Raw genomic sequence first — 19,368 nt, 5'->3', positions numbered from 1 at the left:
GATTACACTGTCACCGTTAGGCCTTCGGTAGCTAACTCGGTCCACTCAAACATGGTTTGGGCCTCGGCTAATAGGGGCGTCAGGTCGCGGTAACGGCTAGAGAAATGGCCGATGAGCAGCCGCTGCACTTGCGCTCGGCGAGCTAGTAGGCCGGCTTGGCGAGCGGTAGAATGATGGGTGGTAAGCGCCCGGTCGCGCATTTCATCCAAGAAGGTGGCCTCGTGGTAAAGCAAATCGACGCCGTGCACGAGGTCGGCCAGGCTTTCTGTGTAGAGCGTGTCGGAGCAGAAAGCGTAGCTACGGGGCGGCTTGGGTTCGGTGGTGACATCGAAGTTGGCGACAAGCACGTTGCCGGCTTCATCGAGCACGTCTTCGCCGAGCGTAAGGCCCGTGAGCTGAGTGGGGGTGAGGCCAGCGGGTAACTTTTCCTTTACTAATGGCCGACGCTTGGGCAACTCCCGGAACAGGTAGCCACAGCACGGAATCCGGTGCCGCATGGGCAGTGTGTGCACCGTCACGTGTTTGTCTTCGTAAATCAAGGCGTACTGCGTGGTATCGACAACCGTGAAGTTCAGCTCGAAACTGAGTTGCGTGAACGAGTGCCGAAATTGCATGGTCAAGACTTCATCGAGGCCACTCGGGCCGAAGAGTTGCAGTGGCTCGGTGCGGCCGTTGAGGTGCATGGTGCCGAGCAAGCCAAACAACCCGAAATAATGGTCGCCGTGCAGGTGGGAGATGAAAATGGTTTGGATGCGCTGATGGCGCAACTTGTGTTCCATCAGGCGGCTTTGGGTGCCTTCTCCGCAGTCGATCAGGTACTGCGCGTTGCCCACGGTCAGAACCTGCGCCGTTTGGTGCCGGTCGAGAAAAGGCGTCGCCGACGCGCTACCCAAAATTTTCAGCTCAAACTCCATGTAAATTGATGAATGATTGAATTGTTAAATGGCTGACTGTTCAACGAGCCGTTTGAACGGTCAGCCATTTAACAATTCAGCCACGCAGCCATTCAATCATAAAAAGCAAATTGGTTGCCTGTTGTCAGTTACGGGAACCTGACAACTGACAACCAACAACTGACACCTCGAAACCTTATTCCTTGCTGGTCAGGTCACGCTCGATGGCGTGCAGGAAAATCCGGTCAATGCCTTCTTCCACGGTGGGCAGGATATGCAGTACCGATTCGAGCTTGCTGATGGTGATGAGCTTCATTACGTGGTCTTGCAGGCCCGTGAGCACCAACAAACCACCCGTAGAATTGCACAACCGATTGGCAATCAGAATGGAGCTGAGCCCTGAAGAATCGGTGTACTTCACGTTGGTGAGGTCCAGAATCAGGTTGTTGATGCCTTCAGCGTTGAGCTTCACAAATTCCGACTTCAGATCTGGAGCTACCGTTGTGTCTAGCTTCTTCTCGTCAATCGTAATTATCGTGTACGTTTCCTTTTTATCAATCGAGTACTTCATACCGTCGGTGGTTCGGGGTTTTTAGGGAGTTGCGAAGGTAACAAAAAAATGTTCGTTGGCCGTGTGTTCAGGTACCAACAAGAGAGGTTTAAAAAGGCTGCATCAACGGCTGGAAATTCCCTTGAAACCAAACGTCAAGGTGCTCCAATTACTTTGCCATTCCGCCTCTGGCAGGCTGGCAGGCACCATTTGCACGGCACTTACCATATACTGACCAGGGTTGGTTAATCGAAACAACACACGGCCGTTTTGGTTACTGTAGAGCTTGGTAATTTTCACTGGTTGGCCCGCCGACCGTTGCCATACTTGCACCAATTGGCCGCCCTTGGGTTGCCCGTCGGCCAGCACCCGAATCGTGAGCGAGCTACCGATTCTGAGGGCGTACGGGTTTTGCTCGGGAACCAGTTCTAGCGCCAGGCCCGTGGGCCGGCTCCAGGCCCGGGCAGTATCAGAAGTAGTTGGATTGCCCACTTGCACCAGCGTTTTGGCGCAGCGGCTGTATGCCTCCCGACCGGGCTTGTTCAGCGTGCCGCGCTGCTGGCGTTGCAGCAAGATATAATCGAGGCCGTCTTCCTTCAGATAAGCGTTGAATTTTTCGGCCTCAAGGGTGATAAAGGAATTGTTGGTGGCCAGCACCACCATGTGGGTGCCGGGCTGCGCAAACGTGACGTTCGGTTGCAGCGTATCGGCGGTTGTTGCCGCGGCTAGTAGGTCCTCTAAGCCAGGTGGCGTGTAGTGCGCCAACCGGGTAACTCGGTTGCTTTTGCCTGCCCACCGCTCACCGGTGAAATTTTCGCCCACGAAAAGGTGCAGGTTGAGCGTAGTGCCCGGCACAACAAAAAATTGCGGAGGCATCAGCCAGAATTCATGCGCCGCAGCCGTCAAGGCAACTATGGCGAACAGCAGGGCAGCAGCGTACTTTTTCTGCAAGAATGTAGGGAAGCTAAATAAAGTTGAAATGCTTGTTAGGTATTAAGTGGTACTATCACGCAAGAGGGACAATAAGGTGAAAAAGTCCACTATAATACAGAATTCCTCCTACTCATAAAATCAAACGATCTAGTGCCTGCTGGTTACTTTACACTCCACCGTATAAAACTGGTTTGGTAGCGGCAGGCTCGTGACTTCATCGGCTAAGACTACCGCTACCATTTTCCTTTCTATTGCCGCTCCAGGGCCAGCGTGTAGGCCCGGTCGTAGTAAATGCGCAGGTTTTTCCAGTCGAATATTTCGGCGTTGCTTTCCACGTTGTTGCGTTGCATGATCCGCTCGCGGCGGGTGAGAAGCACGAAATTCCAGAGCATTTCCGTCAACTCTTCGGCCGACTCGTCGAAGCTCTTTTCCTGGCGCTGTACCACATAAATCCCTTTGTCGTCGTGGCCCTCCACATGTTGCATTACGTAGTCGCCGAAACCTGATAAGTCGGAGGTGATGGCCGGTACGCCGCGGGCCACGCATTCGAGCGGGGTGTAGCCCCAGGGCTCGTAGTAGCTCGGAAACACGCCCAGGTGGCAGCCGCGCACAAATTGTCCGTATTCCATGCCAAACAAAGGCGAAGTAGGCGACACAAAATCGGGGTGATAGACAATCTTCACCCGGTCGTGCTGGTGGTTGATGAGGCCAGCTTGACGGACGAAGTTGAGGATGTCGTCGTTTTTGTCGTCGATGAGGTTGTGGGTGATGACGGAAGGCAGGCTGTTGGTTTTCCAGCTTTGCAGGGTGCGCCGGTAGCGCAGCTTCCAATAGTCATCCACCATGCCCGCCAGGTCGGGGAGGCGGTGGTCGGTGGAAGCGGCGGCGGCGTAGAAAAGTCGTTCGCCCACTTGCCGCTCAATGGCCTCACAGGTTTCGTGCACCCCGTCGAGAATGGCGCGGTTTTGCAGAAGCAGCGGGTCGATGCTGGTGAAGGGACGCTTGGTGATAAAGAACATCACCACGTTGCCTTCCAGCCCGCTTTGCTGGAGCCGGTAGTTTAAGCGTGCCAGCGCCTCTAGCGTCAGGTCGAAGCCCTTGTTGTGGTACTCGTAGCGGCCACTGGTAAACAAATACACCGTCTTGTCCAGGTCAAACGAGTAGCTCTGGAAGAAGTGCGCCATCACGAATTCGTGAATCTTGGCCTTGTACTGCTGGTGCAGGTTCTGGAACTCGTGCCCGGCCACAAACCGCTCGATGTTGAGCCCGTTCGGTAGCACTGCATCCGGAATTCTATCAAGCAAATAAATACACTCACGGACCGTTAGCTCGCTCACTGTCGTGAAGACGTGGGCGCCGTGGGCAGCGGCGCGCTCCATGGTCACGGCCGTCTCGATGTTGAAGTGCCGGGCCTCGGGCAGCCAATCCACTTGCATGAGATGGTCGTAGAAATTGGGGTCGTTCATGGCCAGGTAGCGGCCGAGCAGCGTGGCGTGCGTGGTAAACACGATGTGCACCGGCGTCCGGTCGCGGCGCAGACCCGGAATGGCAACGCCCGTCATCCACTCGTGGAAGTGAGCTACTATGCGCTGCGGCGGCACCACTTCGGCGGCCAGCACCTGCAAAAACAGCTTTGCCAAGTGGCCGAAGGCCTCTACCTGGTGCAGGAGGTCGTCGTGGTCGGGCGTGGGGATGCGGTGATGATCCCAGAGGTCGTACTTGATCTGGCCGAGCTGCGGATAGGCCTGAAACGGGTTGATGAGCACGGTGCGCGGGCGGCCCGTCACGAGCCATACGCCCAGGCACACGTCGTAGCCCATTTGGCGCATACGCCGTACCGCCCCGGCAAACGGGTCGGAGAGGGTGCTGAGCTGGTAATCGTCGTAGGCCTCGAATTCGCCCTGCGCCTGCTGCGGAAAGTGGGGGCCAAGCAGGCAATACCGATCTTCCCAGCCCTGCATGGTGGCGGGTACCTTGCTACGAATAACCGTGTAAATGCCGCCGACCTGATTGCAGACTTCCCAGGCTACTTCAACGAGTAAGGCATCGGGGGCAATAGGGGTGGGAGCGGAAGGAGGGACTTGCATACGGTGGGCGCTTGAGTGGAAGGCGGCAAGTTAGGTTTCTTGCGGAGTTTACCTAATGTTGCTCTACAGTGTACCGCATATAAAAAGCAGGGTTTCGTGGGGCCTCCAAGAAAAATCTGGAAGTCTCACAAAACCCTGAGCTTAAGGCCGCGCAACCGCGCGAGAAATTCTAGCCGGGCTCCTGCGAAATAATCAACACCGAATACGGTGCCAACCCGAACGTGCCGTAAAACGGCTGGTCATCATAAACACCTTCTTCGGCGTGCGTATCTAGGCTCTCGAAGTTGCCGAATTCCTCGTCGTAGCCTTCCCAGTCGGAGTTGAACCGTACGCGCCAGTTGCCGCCGCGGGGTAGCCCAATGGTGTAGGCTTCGTGGGTGCGGTTGGCAAAGTTGGCGAGCACAACGGTGGTGTCGCCGGGGCCGCTCTGGTCGCGCCGGATAAAGGCCAGTGTCTTGTCGTCGTTGTTGATGTGGTGTACCTCGGTGTGCTGACCCAGCAGGCCGCGCGTATGGCCGGCCAGGTTGCGGCGCAACGCAATCAGGTCGCGGTAGAGGTGCACCAAGCCCGCGTGCAATTCGGCGTGCTGCCATTCCAGGGGTTGATCGTCGGAGAAGTAGCCGTCGGCCAGCATTTCCTGGCCTTGAAATAGCATCGGAATACCTGGCGCCGTAAACACCAGCGCTGCCCCCAGCGTTGCGCGCTTCTTCGGAAACCAGCCGTGCGCATCACCCGGCATAATTTCCTCGGTCACGCGGCTCTTGCCGTTGGCTACCTCATCGTGGCTCTCGGTGTAGATGACGCGCTGAAAAGCGTCGCCGTTGTAGATGCCGGTCAAGGTTTCGGCTACCCGGTGCAAATCCCGTTCGTCGTCGTTGGGTGCTACCAGCGCATCGCGCACGATGTTGACGAAGGCCGCATCCCACTGGCTGGAGAAGCCTTGGCCGCCGTCTTCGGGGCTGCGGGTGATGTATTCGTTGCCTTGCAAGTCTTCGCCGATGGTGATTTTCCAGGGCATCCGGTCCCGGATTTCCTCGTTTATCCACTTCATCAAGCTCCAGCCTTCGGGCAGGTCGCGGGAGGCGTCGGAGGAGCCATCTACGTTGCGGATGTGGGAGATGGAATCGCAGCGCAAGCCATCAACGCGGTAGTCTTCCAGCCACATCAGGGCGTTATCGCGGATGTAGACCCGCACGGCGTCGCGGCCGTAGTCGGGGCGGTTGTGGCCCCACGGGGTTTCGGCGCGCCAGTCGTTGTAGAAGTAGATGCCACCGCCCTCGTTTTCCTGCCAGCCGTCGAACTGCCAGAGGTCTAAGTCGCCGGGGCCGAAGTGGTTGTACACCACGTCCAGAATCACGGCTATGCCGTGGCGGTGCGCCTGCTTCACCAGTTCTTTGAAGGCTTGCGGTCCGCCATAATCGGTTTCGAGGGCAAACGGGTGCGACGGATTGTAGCCCCAGGAGCGCCCACCCGGAAATTCGGTGGGCGGCATAATCTCAATGGCATTGATACCCAATTCGCGCAGATAGTCCAGCTTCTCCACCACATCAAGGAACGTACCCGGCTGCTCGGGATTGGGCGCGTTGAAAGTTCCGACGTGCAGCTCGTATATCACCAGTTCGTTCCAGGCAGGCATCTCGAAGTGGTCGTCTTCCCAATCGAAGCTGTGATCGGGCACGATGGAGTTGCCCGCCGAGTGGGTGACTTCGCGGGCATACGGGTCGTTGCGGGTTAGCTCGCCGAAGGGCGTGTCGAGCCAGAATTTGTATTCGGTGCCCACCTTCAGATCGGCAAAATCGGCAGCCCAATAGCCCTCAGTCTCTGAAGCAAGCGGATGGGACGTAGGGTCCCAATCATTGAAAGGACCTACTACGGATACAGCCGTAGCGGCCGGTGCCCAAACGCGAAACGTAGTGCCTTTGAGGTGTGGCAAAGCGCCCATGCCGATTTCGAGCACGGGGGTAGGAAGAGAAGCAGTTTTAGGCATTGGAGTAGAAGAAAATCAACCTGAAAGTTGACAGTTGAGTCTTCATACTGTTTAGGTTGCTTTTATGTTTTGATTGGCACTATAAGACGTTGATACTGGACTATATAATGTTTGCTGCCAAAGCCAGAGGATTGTCCTTGGTTGGTGTGCCTGTCAGCAAGCAAAGCTGCGGCTGATGTTTCACTCCCTGATATGACTCTAGGAGTCTATAAGTAGCGGGGCTGGCCGGGCAAGCCACGAGCTAGCAGCGGGATAGAGTTGCAGAAGCCGGAAAATATGCTGTGTTTCCCATATGAACGACTCAACTGCTCCTGGCCCTATCGTTTTGTACCCCAAGAACCGCGTCCGGATGGAGCGGGCGAAAGGACTCAGCCACTTGGTGCCGGCCATGGTGTTACTGGGTGGGTTGTTGGGCGTAGTAAGCGGGCGTGAGCCGTTCACTGTGCTGGTCGGGCTAGAGGTGCTGGTGGGAGCCTGCTACGTGCTGCTTTTGGTGCGGGAACTACGCCACTTGCAACTCCATCCGCACCACTATGAATCGGTAGCGTGGCTGGAGTTGGCATCTGCCGGTATCTTAGCGCTGGAAGGCTACCACATCTGGCACCGCCACCACGAAACGGCATTGCGCACCGGCGAGCATAAATTTCACGTGTTGCCGTGGCTGTATGCCGGATTGGCGGTTTGGTATGTGGGTTTGGCTTTCGGGATAAGCCGGCTGTATAAGCGCCGCCACCTGCACCTGCACGCCGAAGGTTTTAGCGGCCGAACGCACCCGTTTCGGCGGCGCTTCGCCTATACATGGGCCGAGGTAAAGCACTTGGAAGAAAGCGGCCCAGCCGATGTGCTGGTGCATCATAGCAACGGCCAACAGAGAAAAATCTCCTTTGCCAATGTGCATGATGGCTCGACCCTGCGGGACCAACTGCTCGCGCATGCCGCCCGCTCGCCGCAGTCCTAACGCGTAGAGCCTTCAGCCTCCGTGTTACAGCACGCCTGCTGGCTGCGGGGCCAGAGGCTGAGAAGGCGTCGGCTGCGGTTTCGGTTGCTTGGCCGATGCTTTCGTGACAGCCGGGCTCCAATGCGAGTTGTTGCAGCGCGGGCAAGGCTTGGCTGGCGTTTGCGACGAATGAACGAGGTTGCCGCAGCGCGTGCAAGCATAGGTGTCGGGCACGTGCTGCTGCTGCTTGATGTAATCCTGGTCCCAATTGGGAGCGAGGGTCAGGCCGGGTTGGGGCTCGTCTTGCTCGATGAGGGTGAACGAGCCGTTGGCTTCCATGTACAAGCGCTTCACTTGCCCTAGGTTGTCGATGCCTTCGCTGCGCAGCTTGGCAAACACCCGCTCCTGCGAGAGCACCGCTCTGGCCATGTCATCAAAGCGGAGGCAACCGTCTTCCACCATGATACCAATGTCACCCTGCGAAATTTCCTCGAAACGGCTGCTGTGGAACGTGGCCCGCGCCACCAAGCGCTGCCCCACCACCAGAATACTAGCCACCACCAGCGGCGGCAGCAGCCCCCGGTCGGGCGCCAGCACCGACACGCCGCCCGCCGCCGCCAACGATACCATTGCGGCTAGTTCGTTGCGACTCAGCTGCTGCCCCATGCGCTTGCCCATCAGGCGCATAGAACCGACCAGAACCACGTAAATAAACGTAACCCGAATAACTGCTTCCAGCAAAAAGCTCCACGGTACATCCCCGAGAAACAGGCGCATGGCATCAAACAACTTGAAATCAGACATGGGAAAGGCGAAAGGGTAAGGTTGTGAAGTTGACGTTTTAAGAAGCTGTTCAAGGCAACAAAAAACTGTCGGCAGAGTGTAGAGACGCTAGTAAGCGTCTCGTCGGCTGGGCCAGAAGACCTGATCCGCTCAACGACGAGGCGCTTCACTAACAGCCTAAAAAATCAACTTAAACAGCTGTTAGAGGCCTGGTTTGCGCAAGTGAAACGTCAACTTCACAAACCCACCACCTCGCCATTTCAGCTTATGGCGGTGGTCCAGTGGTCGTGGCCGCAGTTGATGCAGCGGTTGCCGGCGTGATGCTGGGACTGGGCCGGCTGGCCGCAGTGCAGGCACACGCGCTGATCGGGGGCCGGAGTGAGCGAGGTTAGGATCGTCTGGTCTTTGGCCGGCAGCACACTCAGGCCGGGCCGGGCCGGTTCTTGTTTGAAGACGCTGAAGTTGCCGTCGCCTTCCAGGTAGATTCGTTTCACTTCCCCGAGCTGCTTGATTTTTTGGTCGCGCAACTGGGCGTACAATTCATTGTGCGAAATAGATTCGGCGCGCATCTGCTCGATTTGCAACACGCCATCTTTGGCGAGCAGGGTCAGGTCGCCTTGCAAGGCCACTTCCACTTTGCGGCTTTTAAGGGCCAACCAGTTGAGGCCGCGCTGAAAGCATAGAATGCACACCAGCAGCAGGGCCGTAGGCAGCAGCCCCCGATTGGGAATTTGCATGGCTACCGACACAATACCCCCAAGCATAATCATCACGCCCAGTTCGGTGATGGTGAGTTGGGCACTCATGCGCTTGCCCAATAAGCGCATCACTACCAGAAAAAACAGGTAGATCAAAATGGTGCGCACCACCACTTCCCACGCGAAAGTGCCCGGCGTATCGCCGAACAGAATGCGCTGCCAATCACTGAGATAAATATCTTCCTTCTTCATTTAACTCGCTGTAGTACCTTGTAGTCATAGGGCTAAACGAAGGGCTTTAGACCAGCGTTGCAGCGGGAAAAACTGAATGTGGTCCGTATAAACCCGGATTTCTTTTTGCGCTTCAGGCTGACCTTGTGGGGTTAGGAGCCTAGAGCAGGACTTTTTGGAAGGTTTCGCAACTTGCAGCCGCTTGCCGCGGTTCTTGTATCCCAACTAGCAGTTTTATTCGTGCCCCGCCCCAAACCTGTCATCTACGGCCTTTATTCCTGGACGCCCGATTATGGCTTCCGTTACATTCATCCGGCCAACCGCCGCACCTTCGAGTGGCTGGAACCGGTAGGTAAACTGTTCGAGAAAATCGACGAAACCGAAGACTGGATTCTGCTGCGCTACGACGAGCAGCAGTTTAAAGTCAGCGGCGAGTTATTCAAGGAGTTATACGGCAAGCCGCCCTTCAGCTTCGGCGACTTGGTGGAAGAAGTTAGCCCCGAACCCGGCGAGCCGGCCCATGAGGGCCTGGTATCGGACGTGTATTGGGACGATGCTACGCACACGGCCCGCTACCAGATAGTGGAGCGCAAACGCAAGCTCAAGCGGGTGTTTGAAGCCGACGAGCTGCGGCTCAAGTAGCCTTTTTACTACACGCGGCTCTCTTGCTTGTTCTTTCCTTTAAACGCAGCAAAGCGCCTGCTTATCGCGGAAGCGCAGTCTTAACAACGACTCGCTCCGTGATAAAAAGGTGCTTTGCCGCGTTTAGAATGACTGCTTTTCAAGGGCTGTTACAGCCCTGCCACAATACCTGTTATGATAGCCACCACGGCCAGCAGCACCAGACCGAGGTAAAGCGGTAGCACAAACCTCCACCACGCGTCGAACCGTACGCCGCACACGGCCACAATAGCCATGAGGGCGCCATTGGTGGGCGTGACTAGCTCGCAAAGGCCCGCGCCGTACTGAAAGGCCAGCACCGTGACTTGGCGCGAAAGGCCAATAAGGTCGGAGAGGGGCACTAGCAGCGGCATGGTGAGCACCGCCTGCCCGCTCACCGACGGCACCGGCAAGTGCAGCGCCGTGTGCAGCCCCAGCATTCCCAGCGCCGACAACGCAACGGGTAGCCCCGCCAGCGGCGCCGAGAAGGTGTTGACGATGGTATCCACGATCTGGCCCTGCTCTAGCACCACAAAAATGGCGCGGGCAAAGCCGATAAGGATGGCCGAAAATGCCATGTCGCGGCAGCCACTGATAAAGCTTTCGGCGGTGCCGGTCAAACCTAAGCCGCCCACCAGACCAGCAACTACACCCAACGCAAAAAATAGGGCCGCCATCTGCTCGAAGTCCCAGCCGAGCTGCAACACCCCGTAGGCAAAGAAAGCAAACGTGACCAGCAGCAAGGCCAGCACCAACCCGTGTCGGCCGGCACGGGTTGCTTCGGTTGGGTCCTGCTCTGCTTCGGGCGCTACGCGGTGGCGCACGGCGTAGCGCACCGTACCAACAATCCAGAAGGCAACGGCCAGCACCAGAAAAGTCGTACGGAAGCCCCCGCCCGAGAGCAGCGGCAATTGTGCCAGCTTCTGCGCCACGCCCACCTGAAACGGATTGAGCGGGCTGAACGCCGCCCCTACGGCGGCTGAACCCAGGCTAACGGCCGCCGCCGTTAGGGCCGGGTACCCAATACGGCGCATAAGCACGAGCAGCACCGGAATCAGCGGAATGATTTCCTCCTGCATGTTTTCCAGGGCCCCCATCGTGGCGAAGAGCACGGAGATAATAGGAATGACCATGGCCTCGCGCCCCCGAAACCGGGCCAGCAGCCAGTCTACGCCGTGGCGCAGAGCCCCGGTATGGTCCACCACGGTGAAAGCTCCGCCGGCCAGGAACACCAGAAAAATAACGGAAGCCGCCTCAATCAAGCCTTTCGGAATATCGACCAGGGCTTGCAAAGGGCTGACGGGGGAGTTGGGCACGCGGTGGTAGGAGCCCGCCACCACTACGTCGCGCCCCGTCGCCTCGTCGGGGCGCCGTTCAAACACGCCCGCTGGCAGCACGTAGCTCAACAGGCAAGCCAGCAGAATAAACCCAACCAACAAAACCAGCGGGTGCGGAAAGCGAATCGTCTTCATGCCGCGAAGGTAGCGGCCGGAGCGGGTGCTTTAACGGATTCGCTATCCTAATCAGCAGGGCCCGAGCGAGGCGTCAGAACCACTGAAACCTTGGCCATCGTATCTTCGGGTTTCAGTTAGCTCCTCATGAACCTGCTCGTCTTCAAAAAGCTCCCGATGGGTCAGCAGGCCGACCTCTTGCGTCGGCACGGCCATTTTTTGGCTGAGCGGCGCGAAGACAGTTTCCGCCTGCGCCTGTACGCGCTGAGTGATTTCTATGCCGAGGAATGGCGCGTCCACGATGAAGACCACATTCTCTTCATCCACCTGTTTCAGCATTCCGGAGGGCTAAGCGAATATCTGGCGAAAATTCGGTTGCCCGAAGTGTGAACTAGCTTGGAGTGGAGTCTAAAAAGGTGCCGGCCGAGCAGTTACCCTTTTCTGATAGTTTTTGGAAAAGCTCAGTGAAGAGTATCACTGCTGTAGTGAGTTGTACAATTGCTACGTGGCGTACGGCCTTTGAGAAGTCCGGTAACGCCTCGCCTTGTGCTTGGTAATATGCTTTGCCTTCTATATTGACGGCATGAAACCGTCCCGTCTTCTGCCTTTACTGCTCGCACAACTCAAATTCGCGTCGAGCTACTTGCTGGCCAGTCGCACCTACGAGCTGCACCGCGACGAATACCTCTACCTCAACTACGGCCGGCATCTGGCTTGGGGTTACCTGGAAGTGCCGCCCCTCACAGCGTTGCAAAGCTGGCTCACGCTGGCCATGGGCGGCGGGTGGGGCTGGGTGAAGTTCTGGCCTATTCTGTGGGGCAGCCTCACGGTGTATCTGGTGGCGCGGCTGGTGCAGCACCTGGGCGGCGGCTGGTTTGCGGTGGGGCTGGCGGGTATCGGCTACTTGGTGTCGGCGTATGCCCGGCTCAACTTTCTGTTTCAGCCCAACTCGTTTGAGGTGCTGGCTTTCACGGCCGCTTCCTACGCGCTGGTGCGCCACGCGCAAACCAGCCGCCCCCGCTACCTCTACGCGCTCGGCGTGATGCTCGGGCTGAGTATGCTTAACAAGTACACCACCTTGTTTTATGCCGGGGCGCTGCTGGCGGGTTTGCTTTTAACGCCGCAACGCCAGCTTTTCTGGCATCGCCATTTGTGGGGTGCGGCCGGGCTGGCATTGTTGCTGTGGCTGCCCAATCTGGTGTGGCAGCTAGCCCACGGCATTCCGTTCCGCCACCACATGGACTTGCTCCACGACACGCAACTCGTGAACATGTCGGCAGCCGACTTTTGGAAAGAGCAGCTGCTATTTTGCTTCCCGGTGGTCTGGGTGTGGCTGCCCGGCCTGGTGGCGCTGCTGTTTTACCGGCCGTTCCGGGCCTACCGCGCCGTGGGAGTAATCTATTTGGCGGGCCTGCTGATCCTGACCGTATTGCGCGGTAAGGGCTATTATGCGCTGGGGTATTATCCGGTGCTGCTTTCGTTTGGGGCGGTGTGGCTGGAGCGGCAACTAGCGCCGTTGCGGTTCGGGGCGGTGGCCCGGCCGGTGCTGCTGGTGTTGCCGCTGGTGCCCCTGTTTTGGTTTCTGCCGTTCATTTTCACGCTCTACGCGCCGGCGCACATGCAACGTATCGGCTCACGCTATGAAAGCCTGGGGGTGTTGCGCTGGGAGGATGGCAAGAATCACCCGTTGCCGCAAGACTACGCCGATATGGTAGGCTGGCAGGAACTAGCCGACAAAACCTGGCGAGCTTACCAAACCTTGCCCGCCGCTACCCGCGCCAACACCCTCATCAAGTGCGACAACTACGGCCAGGCGGGCGCCATCAACTACTACAACCGGAACCGGCCGCTGCCCATTGCCAACAGCCTCAATGGCAGCTACTTATTTTGGTTTCCACCGCGGCCTGCGCAGCCCTTTCGCCATCTGTTACTCGTGGGCGAAGGAGAGCCCACCAAACTGGTTCCGCACTTCCGCGACTTCCGGCAGGTCGGGGAAATCACCAACCCGTATGCGCGTGAGAAAGGCACGACCATCTACGTCGGCACCGACCCCGATTCCGCTATTCTGAACCTGGTTTACCGGGAGCACCGCGCCGAACTGGCCGCCTGGGAAGGCCACAAGTAGCAACCATCAAGCAAGCCGTGGCACGATTAAAGGCTTGAAGCAGTTCTGTCTGCGCCTGCTTCATCTGAAGTGAAATTCAAGGTGACGTAGGCGCGCCTCAATAACTTTGCCGGAAGCGCCCCGTACCTGAACCTGTCTGTCGGAGTGCTGTGCTCTCGGCTCCCTGTTTCATTGTTGACCCCGAATAGTGTCCAAGCAAGCCGTATGTGGATAGTCTTTTCTTTACTGGCCGCCTTAACGGCCGCTGTCGTCGTCACGCTTTCCAAGGCGGGCATCAAGAATGTAGATTCGAGTTTGGCTTTCGCCATTCAATCGGTACTGATTGTGCTGGTCGCCTGGAGCGTAGTGGCCTGGCAAGGTAACCTCCCCAATGTAGCGGCCATTGACAGCCGGAGCTGGGCGTTTCTGATTGCCGCCGGCGTAATCACCTGCGTTTCGTCGTTGCTCTCGTTTCGGGCCCTGTCGCTCGGCAACGCCTCCCGCGTTTCGCCCCTCGACAAGGTGTCGCTGGTGTTTGCTATTGTATTGTCGGTGGTGTTTCTGAAAGAGAAAGTAAGCTGGCAGGTGATGCTCGGGGCAGGCCTGATGGTGGTTGGCGCTGTAGTTATTGCTGTAGCCAAGCCCGCTGGGGAATAATAAAGAATAGAGGTAGTAGCGCAAGTTGTAGATGACAGGCAGCAAGATGGGGCAAAACCTTAATTAGTAGGGTTCTTATCAGATGATCTGCTTCGTTCATCACACTAGGTAAGTTGCGCGGCTACTTGCCAACGACGCGACGTGAGCTGCACTGTACCAGTTGTTTTCGGTTCCTTATTTCCTTCTGCTCCGTCTTTTAAGCTCAGTTGTTGTTCCCGCTTTATAATGCCACTGTTGCTGCCAGAGCAAAGGCTCAGGTTTCCAATTCAAGCAATTACGCACACAGGTGCAACAGGAGCAGTTGAATACAAAATCGTTCAGTATATAAAATACAATAAATTGTAATTTATATAGAATGCGAATAATGAAGATTCGAGCATGATTGTACGGCGAATAATTACAATCGAAGATAAACGCTGGATTTGGTATGACAGGCAAATTACAGCCTTTGAACGCTGCAAAGAACGTATTAAACTATAGCTTGAAGCGGTTGAAATTAATAAATATAGTTACTCGATAATTTGAATTATAACTATAAGAATCCCTAGTTTTAGATTTCAATATATTTATACTTTATTAGGATTACGAGTGCCGTTCTATTATGTACTCCGCTGTGTTTTTTACACGCTGCTATTCTGTGTCAGCACGGGCGCAGCCGTGGCGCAGGATGTCCCCTACGTCCCGTTCTACTCACCCGACACAATCCAAGCGTATGAATTGGCCTTAGCCCAGCGCAACGCAGTGCGAAACCATTTGGCGGTGCCCAAGACGGGTAACGGCGAGTACCGGGACCACTACAAGCGTATTGTGCAGGAGGCTTCCTCGGAAGTATACAACTCTGTTCGCTACTCGGCTTTGCTCGACCCGGTGCTGAACGCCTTTGTGCAAAAGGTATTTCAGCAAGTGGTAAAAGCCAATCCGCAGCTACCACCTACCCAACTGGTACTCACCAAAAACCCCGAGCCCAATGCCCGTGCCGTGGGCAATGGTACCATCATCTTGAACGTGGGCTTGCTGCCAACTCTCGAAAACGAAAGCCAGCTAGCCTTTATTATTTGCCATGAACTGGCCCATGCGCAGTGCCGCCACATGGAAGCCGCTATTGCCGAGCGACTTACTACGTTGCATAGTCGGGAGTTGAAGCGCGAGGTCCGTCGTATTGTGCAGGCCGAGTACAACATCAATTCCAAGATGAAGGCGCTGGTAATGGGAATGTCGTTGAACAACTCGTACCACCAGCGGCAACACGAGCGGCAGGCCGATTCCCTCGGGTATGTGCTCTTAAAACGCAGCCACTACGACGCTCCCCAGGCGTATCGGGCGCTGCAACTGCTCGACAAGATAGACGAGGCCACCTCAACCGCGCAACTGGAACTAGCGCGCTACTTCAGCTGCGCCGAGTTTGCAAGGAAGTTTGAAGCAGCGCCGGCGAAATCCCAGTCAATTTTTACGGTGCAAACTCCGCAAAAAACGGCGCTCGAAACCACCGATACCCTGAAGTCGCACCCCGACTGCGCGAAACGGATGCGCTACGTTCACGACTTGGCCCAAGGACAAATAGCGGAAGGGCCCCAGGCTGTAACGCCGGAGTTTGCCCGGCTACGCGCCATTAGCCGGCTAGAGGTGGTGCAAAGCTGGTTCGACACCGATTGCTACGACCACGCGCTGTTCGATGCGCTGCTGTTGCTACGCGAAGATCCGCAAAACGCCTACCTGCGCTCAGTGGTGCAGTTGTGCTTGTTTGAGTTGCGCCAACACCTGGTTAGCCACAGCTTCAACGAAGTGGTGTCCACGGTGTCGCGCCACAACCCAGAGAACTTCAACCAGCTGCTTAACACGCTCTACAGCCTGCGCAGCACTGATTACCAGGAGCTTAGTGCCTGTTTTGCGCAAACAACCAGCACCGAAGCAGGTGCTACCCGCAACGAGTATACCCTGGCGGCGGCATACGCCGCGGCCGCTCTAACCGGCAATGCTGCGCGGGCCGTCGCTTTACAGAAAGAGTATCTCGCCCACTATAAAAGCGGCCGGTTCACAGCCCGGCTTTTCCCATCAACTGCTTTAAAAGTTTCTCCTAAATAATCTGTTTCCAATTTTCAACCCATCTATTCTCATCTTATGATGCAATTTAAACGCACGCTATTGGCGGCTATGCTTACTTTATCGGCCTCGGCGGCGGCTCTTGCGCAAACGCAAACCTTGGATGGCATTGAGCGGATGCCGCGCGCTGGTATCTCGCCCATTTATGCCGGCAACGAGGTAAAAGGCTATATCCTGTATGCAAAAGGCGACAAAGCTGACCGCAAAAACGACAACTACCGTCTCGACTTCTTTGATCAGGACCTAAACAAGGTCTCGAATATCACGATTCAGAAGCCCGCGGGCCGGTACGCGCTGCTCCAAAATTCCTTTAACGGAACGGCCTTCGGCTTGTATTTCTGCAACTTCAAGGAGGGGACGCTGGAAATGGAAACCTACGATACCAACCTAAAAAAGCTAGGTTCCAAGGTTATCGAGGATCTATCGAAGGTCGATAAGATGGTCATCAGCCAGCATATGAGGAATGATGGCAACAGCGAAAACAACCTCGCCGACCTGAACCTGACGCCAATTCCGGACAAGGGCTTCGTGCGCAACAGCTACGACGGCATGATGAAGGGCTACGCCTTGCAGATGTACGATAACAACCTCAACCCCAAGTGGCGCTTGGCTTCCGATCCTAAGTCGAAATCTTACGAAAGCATTTTGATTCGGGAAGTCACCGATAAGTACATCTTGGGCATGATCATGCGCCGCGACGGGATGATGTCGAAGAAAATCGAATCATACATGGTGGCTATTGATGTGAACACAGGGAAAAAGGTGCTGGATCAACCCGTGGAATCCAGCAAAACCGAGCAGTTGTCTCTCAGCTCGCTCACCTTCGATAAAGATAAAGGGGAATTCATTGCCATGGGCGAATACTACAAGCTTGACGACAAGCCCTTTGTGCAAAAAAGCCAAGGATTTTACATCAAGCGTTTCGCTGAAACTGGTAAGATGCTAGGCATAAAACCGTACAGCTGGCAGAAAGAAGTGAAAGCGGCTCTGCCCGCCGAAGCGAAGGCTAGCATGGAGGAAGGCTATGTGAATTACACCCATTCCATCTTGAAAGGGGCCGACAACAAAATGTATATCGTGGCCGAGCAGTTTAAAATTGTGGCCGACGGCATGGGTATAGCAATGACGGCACTAGGCGGGAAAGCTTCCGTTACGAAGGGCCTTATTGGCAACATGATGATCTTCGAGCTGAGCCCAGAATATGCCCTCAACAGCATCAAGTTCTATGGCAAAGACCCTTCAAAGGCTTTGCTGCCTCCCGGAGCCGGCTTTGCGGGTGCGGGTTTGCTAGGCCAAGTAATCAAGTCGCAGGGCGATTTTGATTATCAATTCACGCAAAAGAACAACGCTAATTCGCTCTTCAACGTGGTGTATATCAACTACGACAAAGAGAAGGGCGAGGCGGCCAAGAAAGTTATCGGCAACATTGCCTTCGGTGAAAACGGCAAGTTTACCATCGATAAAATCGACGGTACGAGCACCGCTACTTCCTCGTTTGTGTACCCGGCCAAGCCAGGCTACGTGATGATAGTAGATTATCTGAAAAAGCAGAGCCAGTTGGGTATGAAGCTCGTGAAGCTAAATATCTGATTTAGTAGGTGTACCAAAAATGAGAAAGGCCCGGCATTGCCGGGCCTTTTTGCGTGGTTAGGGGCGCAGCATGTGAATGTGCGGGATGCCGTCTTCTAGGTAGCCCTCGCCGTGCTGTTGGAAGTTGAAGCTCTCGTAAAATTCTTTCAGGTAGAGCTGCGCCCCGATTTGGATAGGCTGCTCGCCAAATAACTTGGCCACCGCCGCAAGAGACTGTTGCAGTAACTCCCGACCCAAGCCGTAGCGCCGGAATTTGGGGCTTACCACCACGCGCCCGATGCTGGCCTCGGGGTAACTGACACCAGCGTCGAAGAGGCGGGCATACGCGGCCAGTTCGCCGGTTTCGGTGTACCCCAGCAGATGATAAGCCAGTTGGTCTTGCCCGTCTATATCCTGAAAAGCGCAGGTCTGCTCCACTACAAACACCTCGGAGCGCAGTTGAAGCAGGGCGTAGAGTTCGGAGAGGGAAAGGGCGGCGAAAGGCTTGGTGGTCCAGGTTAAGGTCATGAACGAAAGGAAAACAGGAGGGAGTGCTAAGATGCGGGGAATAGCGGAACGCCGACAAGTGCAAGCGTAAACTCCACCACAGCGCTAACGGTACGTCCTGCGTATACCCTCCTCTACTCCGGCCGCGTTGCGTGCCCACAACCACACTTCTATGGATTATATTCGTTTGGGAGGCACTGGCCTCAAAGTCTCTAAAATATGCTTGGGCTGCATGACCTACGGCACGCCTACTGAGCGTTGGCCCTGGGCCCTGAACGAAGAGCAAAGCCGCCCGTTCATTCAGCAAGCCCTGGAACTCGGCATCAACTTCTTCGACACCGCCGACGTGTACTCCAACGGCGCCAGCGAAGAAGTGGTAGGCCGGGCCTTGCGGGACTTCGCCAAGCGCGACGAAATTGTGCTGGCTACCAAAGTGTACAACCCCATGGGCCCTGGCCCCAACCAGCGGGGCCTCTCGCGCAAGCACATTATGAGTGCCATTGATGCCAGCCTCCAGCGCCTCGGCACCGACTACGTGGACCTCTACCAAATCCATCGGTGGGACTACAACACGCCCATCGAGGAAACGCTGGAAGCGCTGCACGACGTGGTGAAAGCCGGCAAGGCCCGCTACATCGGCGCCTCTTCGATGTTTGCCTGGCAATTCGCCCAAGCCTTGTACTTGGCTGATAAGCACAACTGGACCCGCTTCGTGAGCATGCAGCCGCACTACAATTTGGTGTACCGGGAAGAGGAACGCGAGATGCTGCCGCTCTGCCAAGACCAAAACATCGGCGTAATCCCTTGGTCGCCGCTGGCGCGCGGGCTGCTCACAGGTGGCCGCAGCAAAGAGCGCAATGAAACCGAGCGCGCCCGCACCGATAACTTCGGCAAATCCCTCTACGGCCGCGACGACGATTTTGCGGTGGCCGACCGCGTAACGGAAATAGCCCAGGAACGCGGCTTGCCCAACGCGCAAGTGGCGCTGGCCTGGATGCTGGCCAAACCTGTCATCACGGCGCCCATTGTGGGGGCTAGCAAACCTGGCCACCTAGAAGATGCCGTAGCGGCGGTAAGCGTAAAGCTTTCAGGGCAAGAAATCAAGCGACTCGAAGAGCCGTATCAGCCTCACCCGGTATTGGGTTTTTCGTAAGCAGGAGTTGCTTGCTACGCTGTTTGCAAGGCCGGTTCATATCCAACCCAACACCTGTCCTTCCGACG

At 56.3% G+C, this 19,368-nt stretch carries 17 protein-coding genes; 8 read left to right on the top strand and 9 right to left on the bottom strand.

The window, feature by feature from the left end; genetic code table 11:
- Positions 1 to 2: 2 nt before the first annotated feature.
- The 5 genes from ACFE7X_RS03000 to ACFE7X_RS02980 all read right to left on the bottom strand — a co-directional run bounded on the left by ACFE7X_RS03000 (position 3) and on the right by ACFE7X_RS02980 (position 6,450).
- Positions 3 to 914, bottom strand: coding sequence for a ribonuclease Z (locus ACFE7X_RS03000; protein WP_375434177.1), 912 nt, complete (start codon positions 912 to 914; stop codon positions 3 to 5).
- 175 nt (positions 915 to 1,089) lie between these two features.
- Positions 1,090 to 1,464 (bottom strand): STAS domain-containing protein, encoded by a 375-nt coding sequence (locus tag ACFE7X_RS02995; protein WP_022825949.1) that lies wholly within the window; start codon positions 1,462 to 1,464, stop codon positions 1,090 to 1,092.
- 102 nt (positions 1,465 to 1,566) lie between these two features.
- A complete protein-coding gene (locus tag ACFE7X_RS02990; RefSeq protein ID WP_375434176.1) occupies positions 1,567 to 2,394 on the bottom strand; it encodes a DUF4198 domain-containing protein in 828 nt (275 codons plus the stop codon).
- A gap of 230 nt (positions 2,395 to 2,624) precedes the next feature.
- Positions 2,625 to 4,463: a glycosyltransferase gene (locus ACFE7X_RS02985; protein WP_375434175.1), complete on the bottom strand. Its 1,839-nt coding sequence runs from the start codon at positions 4,461 to 4,463 to the stop codon at positions 2,625 to 2,627.
- Between the two features lie 169 nt (positions 4,464 to 4,632).
- The gene (locus ACFE7X_RS02980; protein ID WP_375434174.1) at positions 4,633 to 6,450 is read right to left on the bottom strand and encodes an alpha-amylase family glycosyl hydrolase; all 1,818 of its coding nucleotides are present in this window, start codon (positions 6,448 to 6,450) and stop codon (positions 4,633 to 4,635) included.
- Positions 6,451 to 6,742: 292 nt separating this feature from the next.
- Here ACFE7X_RS02980 and ACFE7X_RS02975 point away from each other — a divergent pair, with 292 nt between their 5' ends.
- Entirely contained in the window at positions 6,743 to 7,408 is a 666-nt protein-coding gene (locus ACFE7X_RS02975; protein WP_375434173.1) for a hypothetical protein, read from the top strand.
- Between the two features lie 24 nt (positions 7,409 to 7,432).
- Here ACFE7X_RS02975 and ACFE7X_RS02970 read toward each other — a convergent pair whose 3' ends face one another.
- Together ACFE7X_RS02970 and ACFE7X_RS02965 are read right to left on the bottom strand one after the other, a co-directional pair.
- The gene (locus ACFE7X_RS02970; protein WP_375434172.1) at positions 7,433 to 8,191 is read right to left on the bottom strand and encodes a DUF421 domain-containing protein; all 759 of its coding nucleotides are present in this window, start codon (positions 8,189 to 8,191) and stop codon (positions 7,433 to 7,435) included.
- A 239-nt stretch (positions 8,192 to 8,430) separates the two neighbouring features.
- Complete coding sequence (locus ACFE7X_RS02965) at positions 8,431 to 9,120, bottom strand: DUF421 domain-containing protein (protein WP_375434171.1); 690 nt, start codon at positions 9,118 to 9,120, stop codon at positions 8,431 to 8,433.
- Between the two features lie 219 nt (positions 9,121 to 9,339).
- On the opposite strand from ACFE7X_RS02965, the gene ACFE7X_RS02960 reads away from it, so the two are divergent.
- Positions 9,340 to 9,741: a DUF6960 family protein gene (locus tag ACFE7X_RS02960; RefSeq protein WP_375434170.1), complete on the top strand. Its 402-nt coding sequence runs from the start codon at positions 9,340 to 9,342 to the stop codon at positions 9,739 to 9,741.
- Positions 9,742 to 9,890: 149 nt separating this feature from the next.
- Here ACFE7X_RS02960 and ACFE7X_RS02955 read toward each other — a convergent pair whose 3' ends face one another.
- Positions 9,891 to 11,231, bottom strand: a complete 1,341-nt coding sequence (locus ACFE7X_RS02955) for a YfcC family protein (RefSeq protein ID WP_375434169.1) — start codon at positions 11,229 to 11,231, stop codon at positions 9,891 to 9,893.
- A gap of 126 nt (positions 11,232 to 11,357) precedes the next feature.
- On the opposite strand from ACFE7X_RS02955, the gene ACFE7X_RS02950 reads away from it, so the two are divergent.
- The 5 genes from ACFE7X_RS02950 to ACFE7X_RS02930 all read left to right on the top strand — a co-directional run bounded on the left by ACFE7X_RS02950 (position 11,358) and on the right by ACFE7X_RS02930 (position 17,661).
- Positions 11,358 to 11,600 carry a hypothetical protein gene (locus ACFE7X_RS02950; RefSeq protein WP_375434168.1) on the top strand — a complete coding sequence of 81 codons (243 nt, stop codon included), beginning with the start codon at positions 11,358 to 11,360 and terminating at the stop codon, positions 11,598 to 11,600.
- 193 nt (positions 11,601 to 11,793) lie between these two features.
- Positions 11,794 to 13,335: a glycosyltransferase family 39 protein gene (locus tag ACFE7X_RS02945; RefSeq protein ID WP_375434167.1), complete on the top strand. Its 1,542-nt coding sequence runs from the start codon at positions 11,794 to 11,796 to the stop codon at positions 13,333 to 13,335.
- Positions 13,336 to 13,539: 204 nt separating this feature from the next.
- Positions 13,540 to 13,971 (top strand): EamA family transporter, encoded by a 432-nt coding sequence (locus tag ACFE7X_RS02940; RefSeq protein ID WP_375434166.1) that lies wholly within the window; start codon positions 13,540 to 13,542, stop codon positions 13,969 to 13,971.
- A gap of 588 nt (positions 13,972 to 14,559) precedes the next feature.
- Positions 14,560 to 16,053, top strand: a complete 1,494-nt coding sequence (locus ACFE7X_RS02935) for a M48 family metallopeptidase (RefSeq protein WP_375434165.1) — start codon at positions 14,560 to 14,562, stop codon at positions 16,051 to 16,053.
- 36 nt (positions 16,054 to 16,089) lie between these two features.
- A complete protein-coding gene (locus ACFE7X_RS02930; RefSeq protein ID WP_375434164.1) occupies positions 16,090 to 17,661 on the top strand; it encodes a DUF6770 family protein in 1,572 nt (523 codons plus the stop codon).
- 57 nt (positions 17,662 to 17,718) lie between these two features.
- Here the strand turns inward: ACFE7X_RS02930 and ACFE7X_RS02925 are convergent, their stop codons facing one another.
- The gene (locus ACFE7X_RS02925; protein WP_375434163.1) at positions 17,719 to 18,168 is read right to left on the bottom strand and encodes a GNAT family N-acetyltransferase; all 450 of its coding nucleotides are present in this window, start codon (positions 18,166 to 18,168) and stop codon (positions 17,719 to 17,721) included.
- Between the two features lie 151 nt (positions 18,169 to 18,319).
- Here ACFE7X_RS02925 and ACFE7X_RS02920 point away from each other — a divergent pair, with 151 nt between their 5' ends.
- A complete protein-coding gene (locus ACFE7X_RS02920; protein ID WP_375434162.1) occupies positions 18,320 to 19,300 on the top strand; it encodes an aldo/keto reductase in 981 nt (326 codons plus the stop codon).
- The last annotated feature ends 68 nt before the right edge of the window (positions 19,301 to 19,368 follow it).

This window comes from uncultured Hymenobacter sp. (genome assembly GCF_964242765.1).
Classification (GTDB): Bacteria; Bacteroidota; Bacteroidia; order Cytophagales; family Hymenobacteraceae; genus Hymenobacter.
Note: the sequence above shows the minus strand (reverse complement) of the source record. Positions and strands in the feature narration are given on the sequence as shown.

Coding starts and splice junctions, on each gene's coding strand:
- ACFE7X_RS02925 (WP_375434163.1), bottom strand. CDS start 18,168: ATGACCTTAACCTGGACCACCAAGCCTTTCGCCGCCCTTTCCCTCTCC.
- ACFE7X_RS02950 (WP_375434168.1), top strand. CDS start 11,358: ATGAACCTGCTCGTCTTCAAAAAGCTCCCGATGGGTCAGCAGGCCGAC.
- ACFE7X_RS02970 (WP_375434172.1), bottom strand. CDS start 8,191: ATGTCTGATTTCAAGTTGTTTGATGCCATGCGCCTGTTTCTCGGGGAT.
- ACFE7X_RS02985 (WP_375434175.1), bottom strand. CDS start 4,463: ATGCAAGTCCCTCCTTCCGCTCCCACCCCTATTGCCCCCGATGCCTTA.
- ACFE7X_RS02955 (WP_375434169.1), bottom strand. CDS start 11,231: ATGAAGACGATTCGCTTTCCGCACCCGCTGGTTTTGTTGGTTGGGTTT.
- ACFE7X_RS02975 (WP_375434173.1), top strand. CDS start 6,743: ATGAACGACTCAACTGCTCCTGGCCCTATCGTTTTGTACCCCAAGAAC.
- ACFE7X_RS02995 (WP_022825949.1), bottom strand. CDS start 1,464: ATGAAGTACTCGATTGATAAAAAGGAAACGTACACGATAATTACGATT.
- ACFE7X_RS02920 (WP_375434162.1), top strand. CDS start 18,320: ATGGATTATATTCGTTTGGGAGGCACTGGCCTCAAAGTCTCTAAAATA.
- ACFE7X_RS03000 (WP_375434177.1), bottom strand. CDS start 914: ATGGAGTTTGAGCTGAAAATTTTGGGTAGCGCGTCGGCGACGCCTTTT.
- ACFE7X_RS02980 (WP_375434174.1), bottom strand. CDS start 6,450: ATGCCTAAAACTGCTTCTCTTCCTACCCCCGTGCTCGAAATCGGCATG.
- ACFE7X_RS02965 (WP_375434171.1), bottom strand. CDS start 9,120: ATGAAGAAGGAAGATATTTATCTCAGTGATTGGCAGCGCATTCTGTTC.
- ACFE7X_RS02945 (WP_375434167.1), top strand. CDS start 11,794: ATGAAACCGTCCCGTCTTCTGCCTTTACTGCTCGCACAACTCAAATTC.
- ACFE7X_RS02940 (WP_375434166.1), top strand. CDS start 13,540: ATGTGGATAGTCTTTTCTTTACTGGCCGCCTTAACGGCCGCTGTCGTC.
- ACFE7X_RS02930 (WP_375434164.1), top strand. CDS start 16,090: ATGATGCAATTTAAACGCACGCTATTGGCGGCTATGCTTACTTTATCG.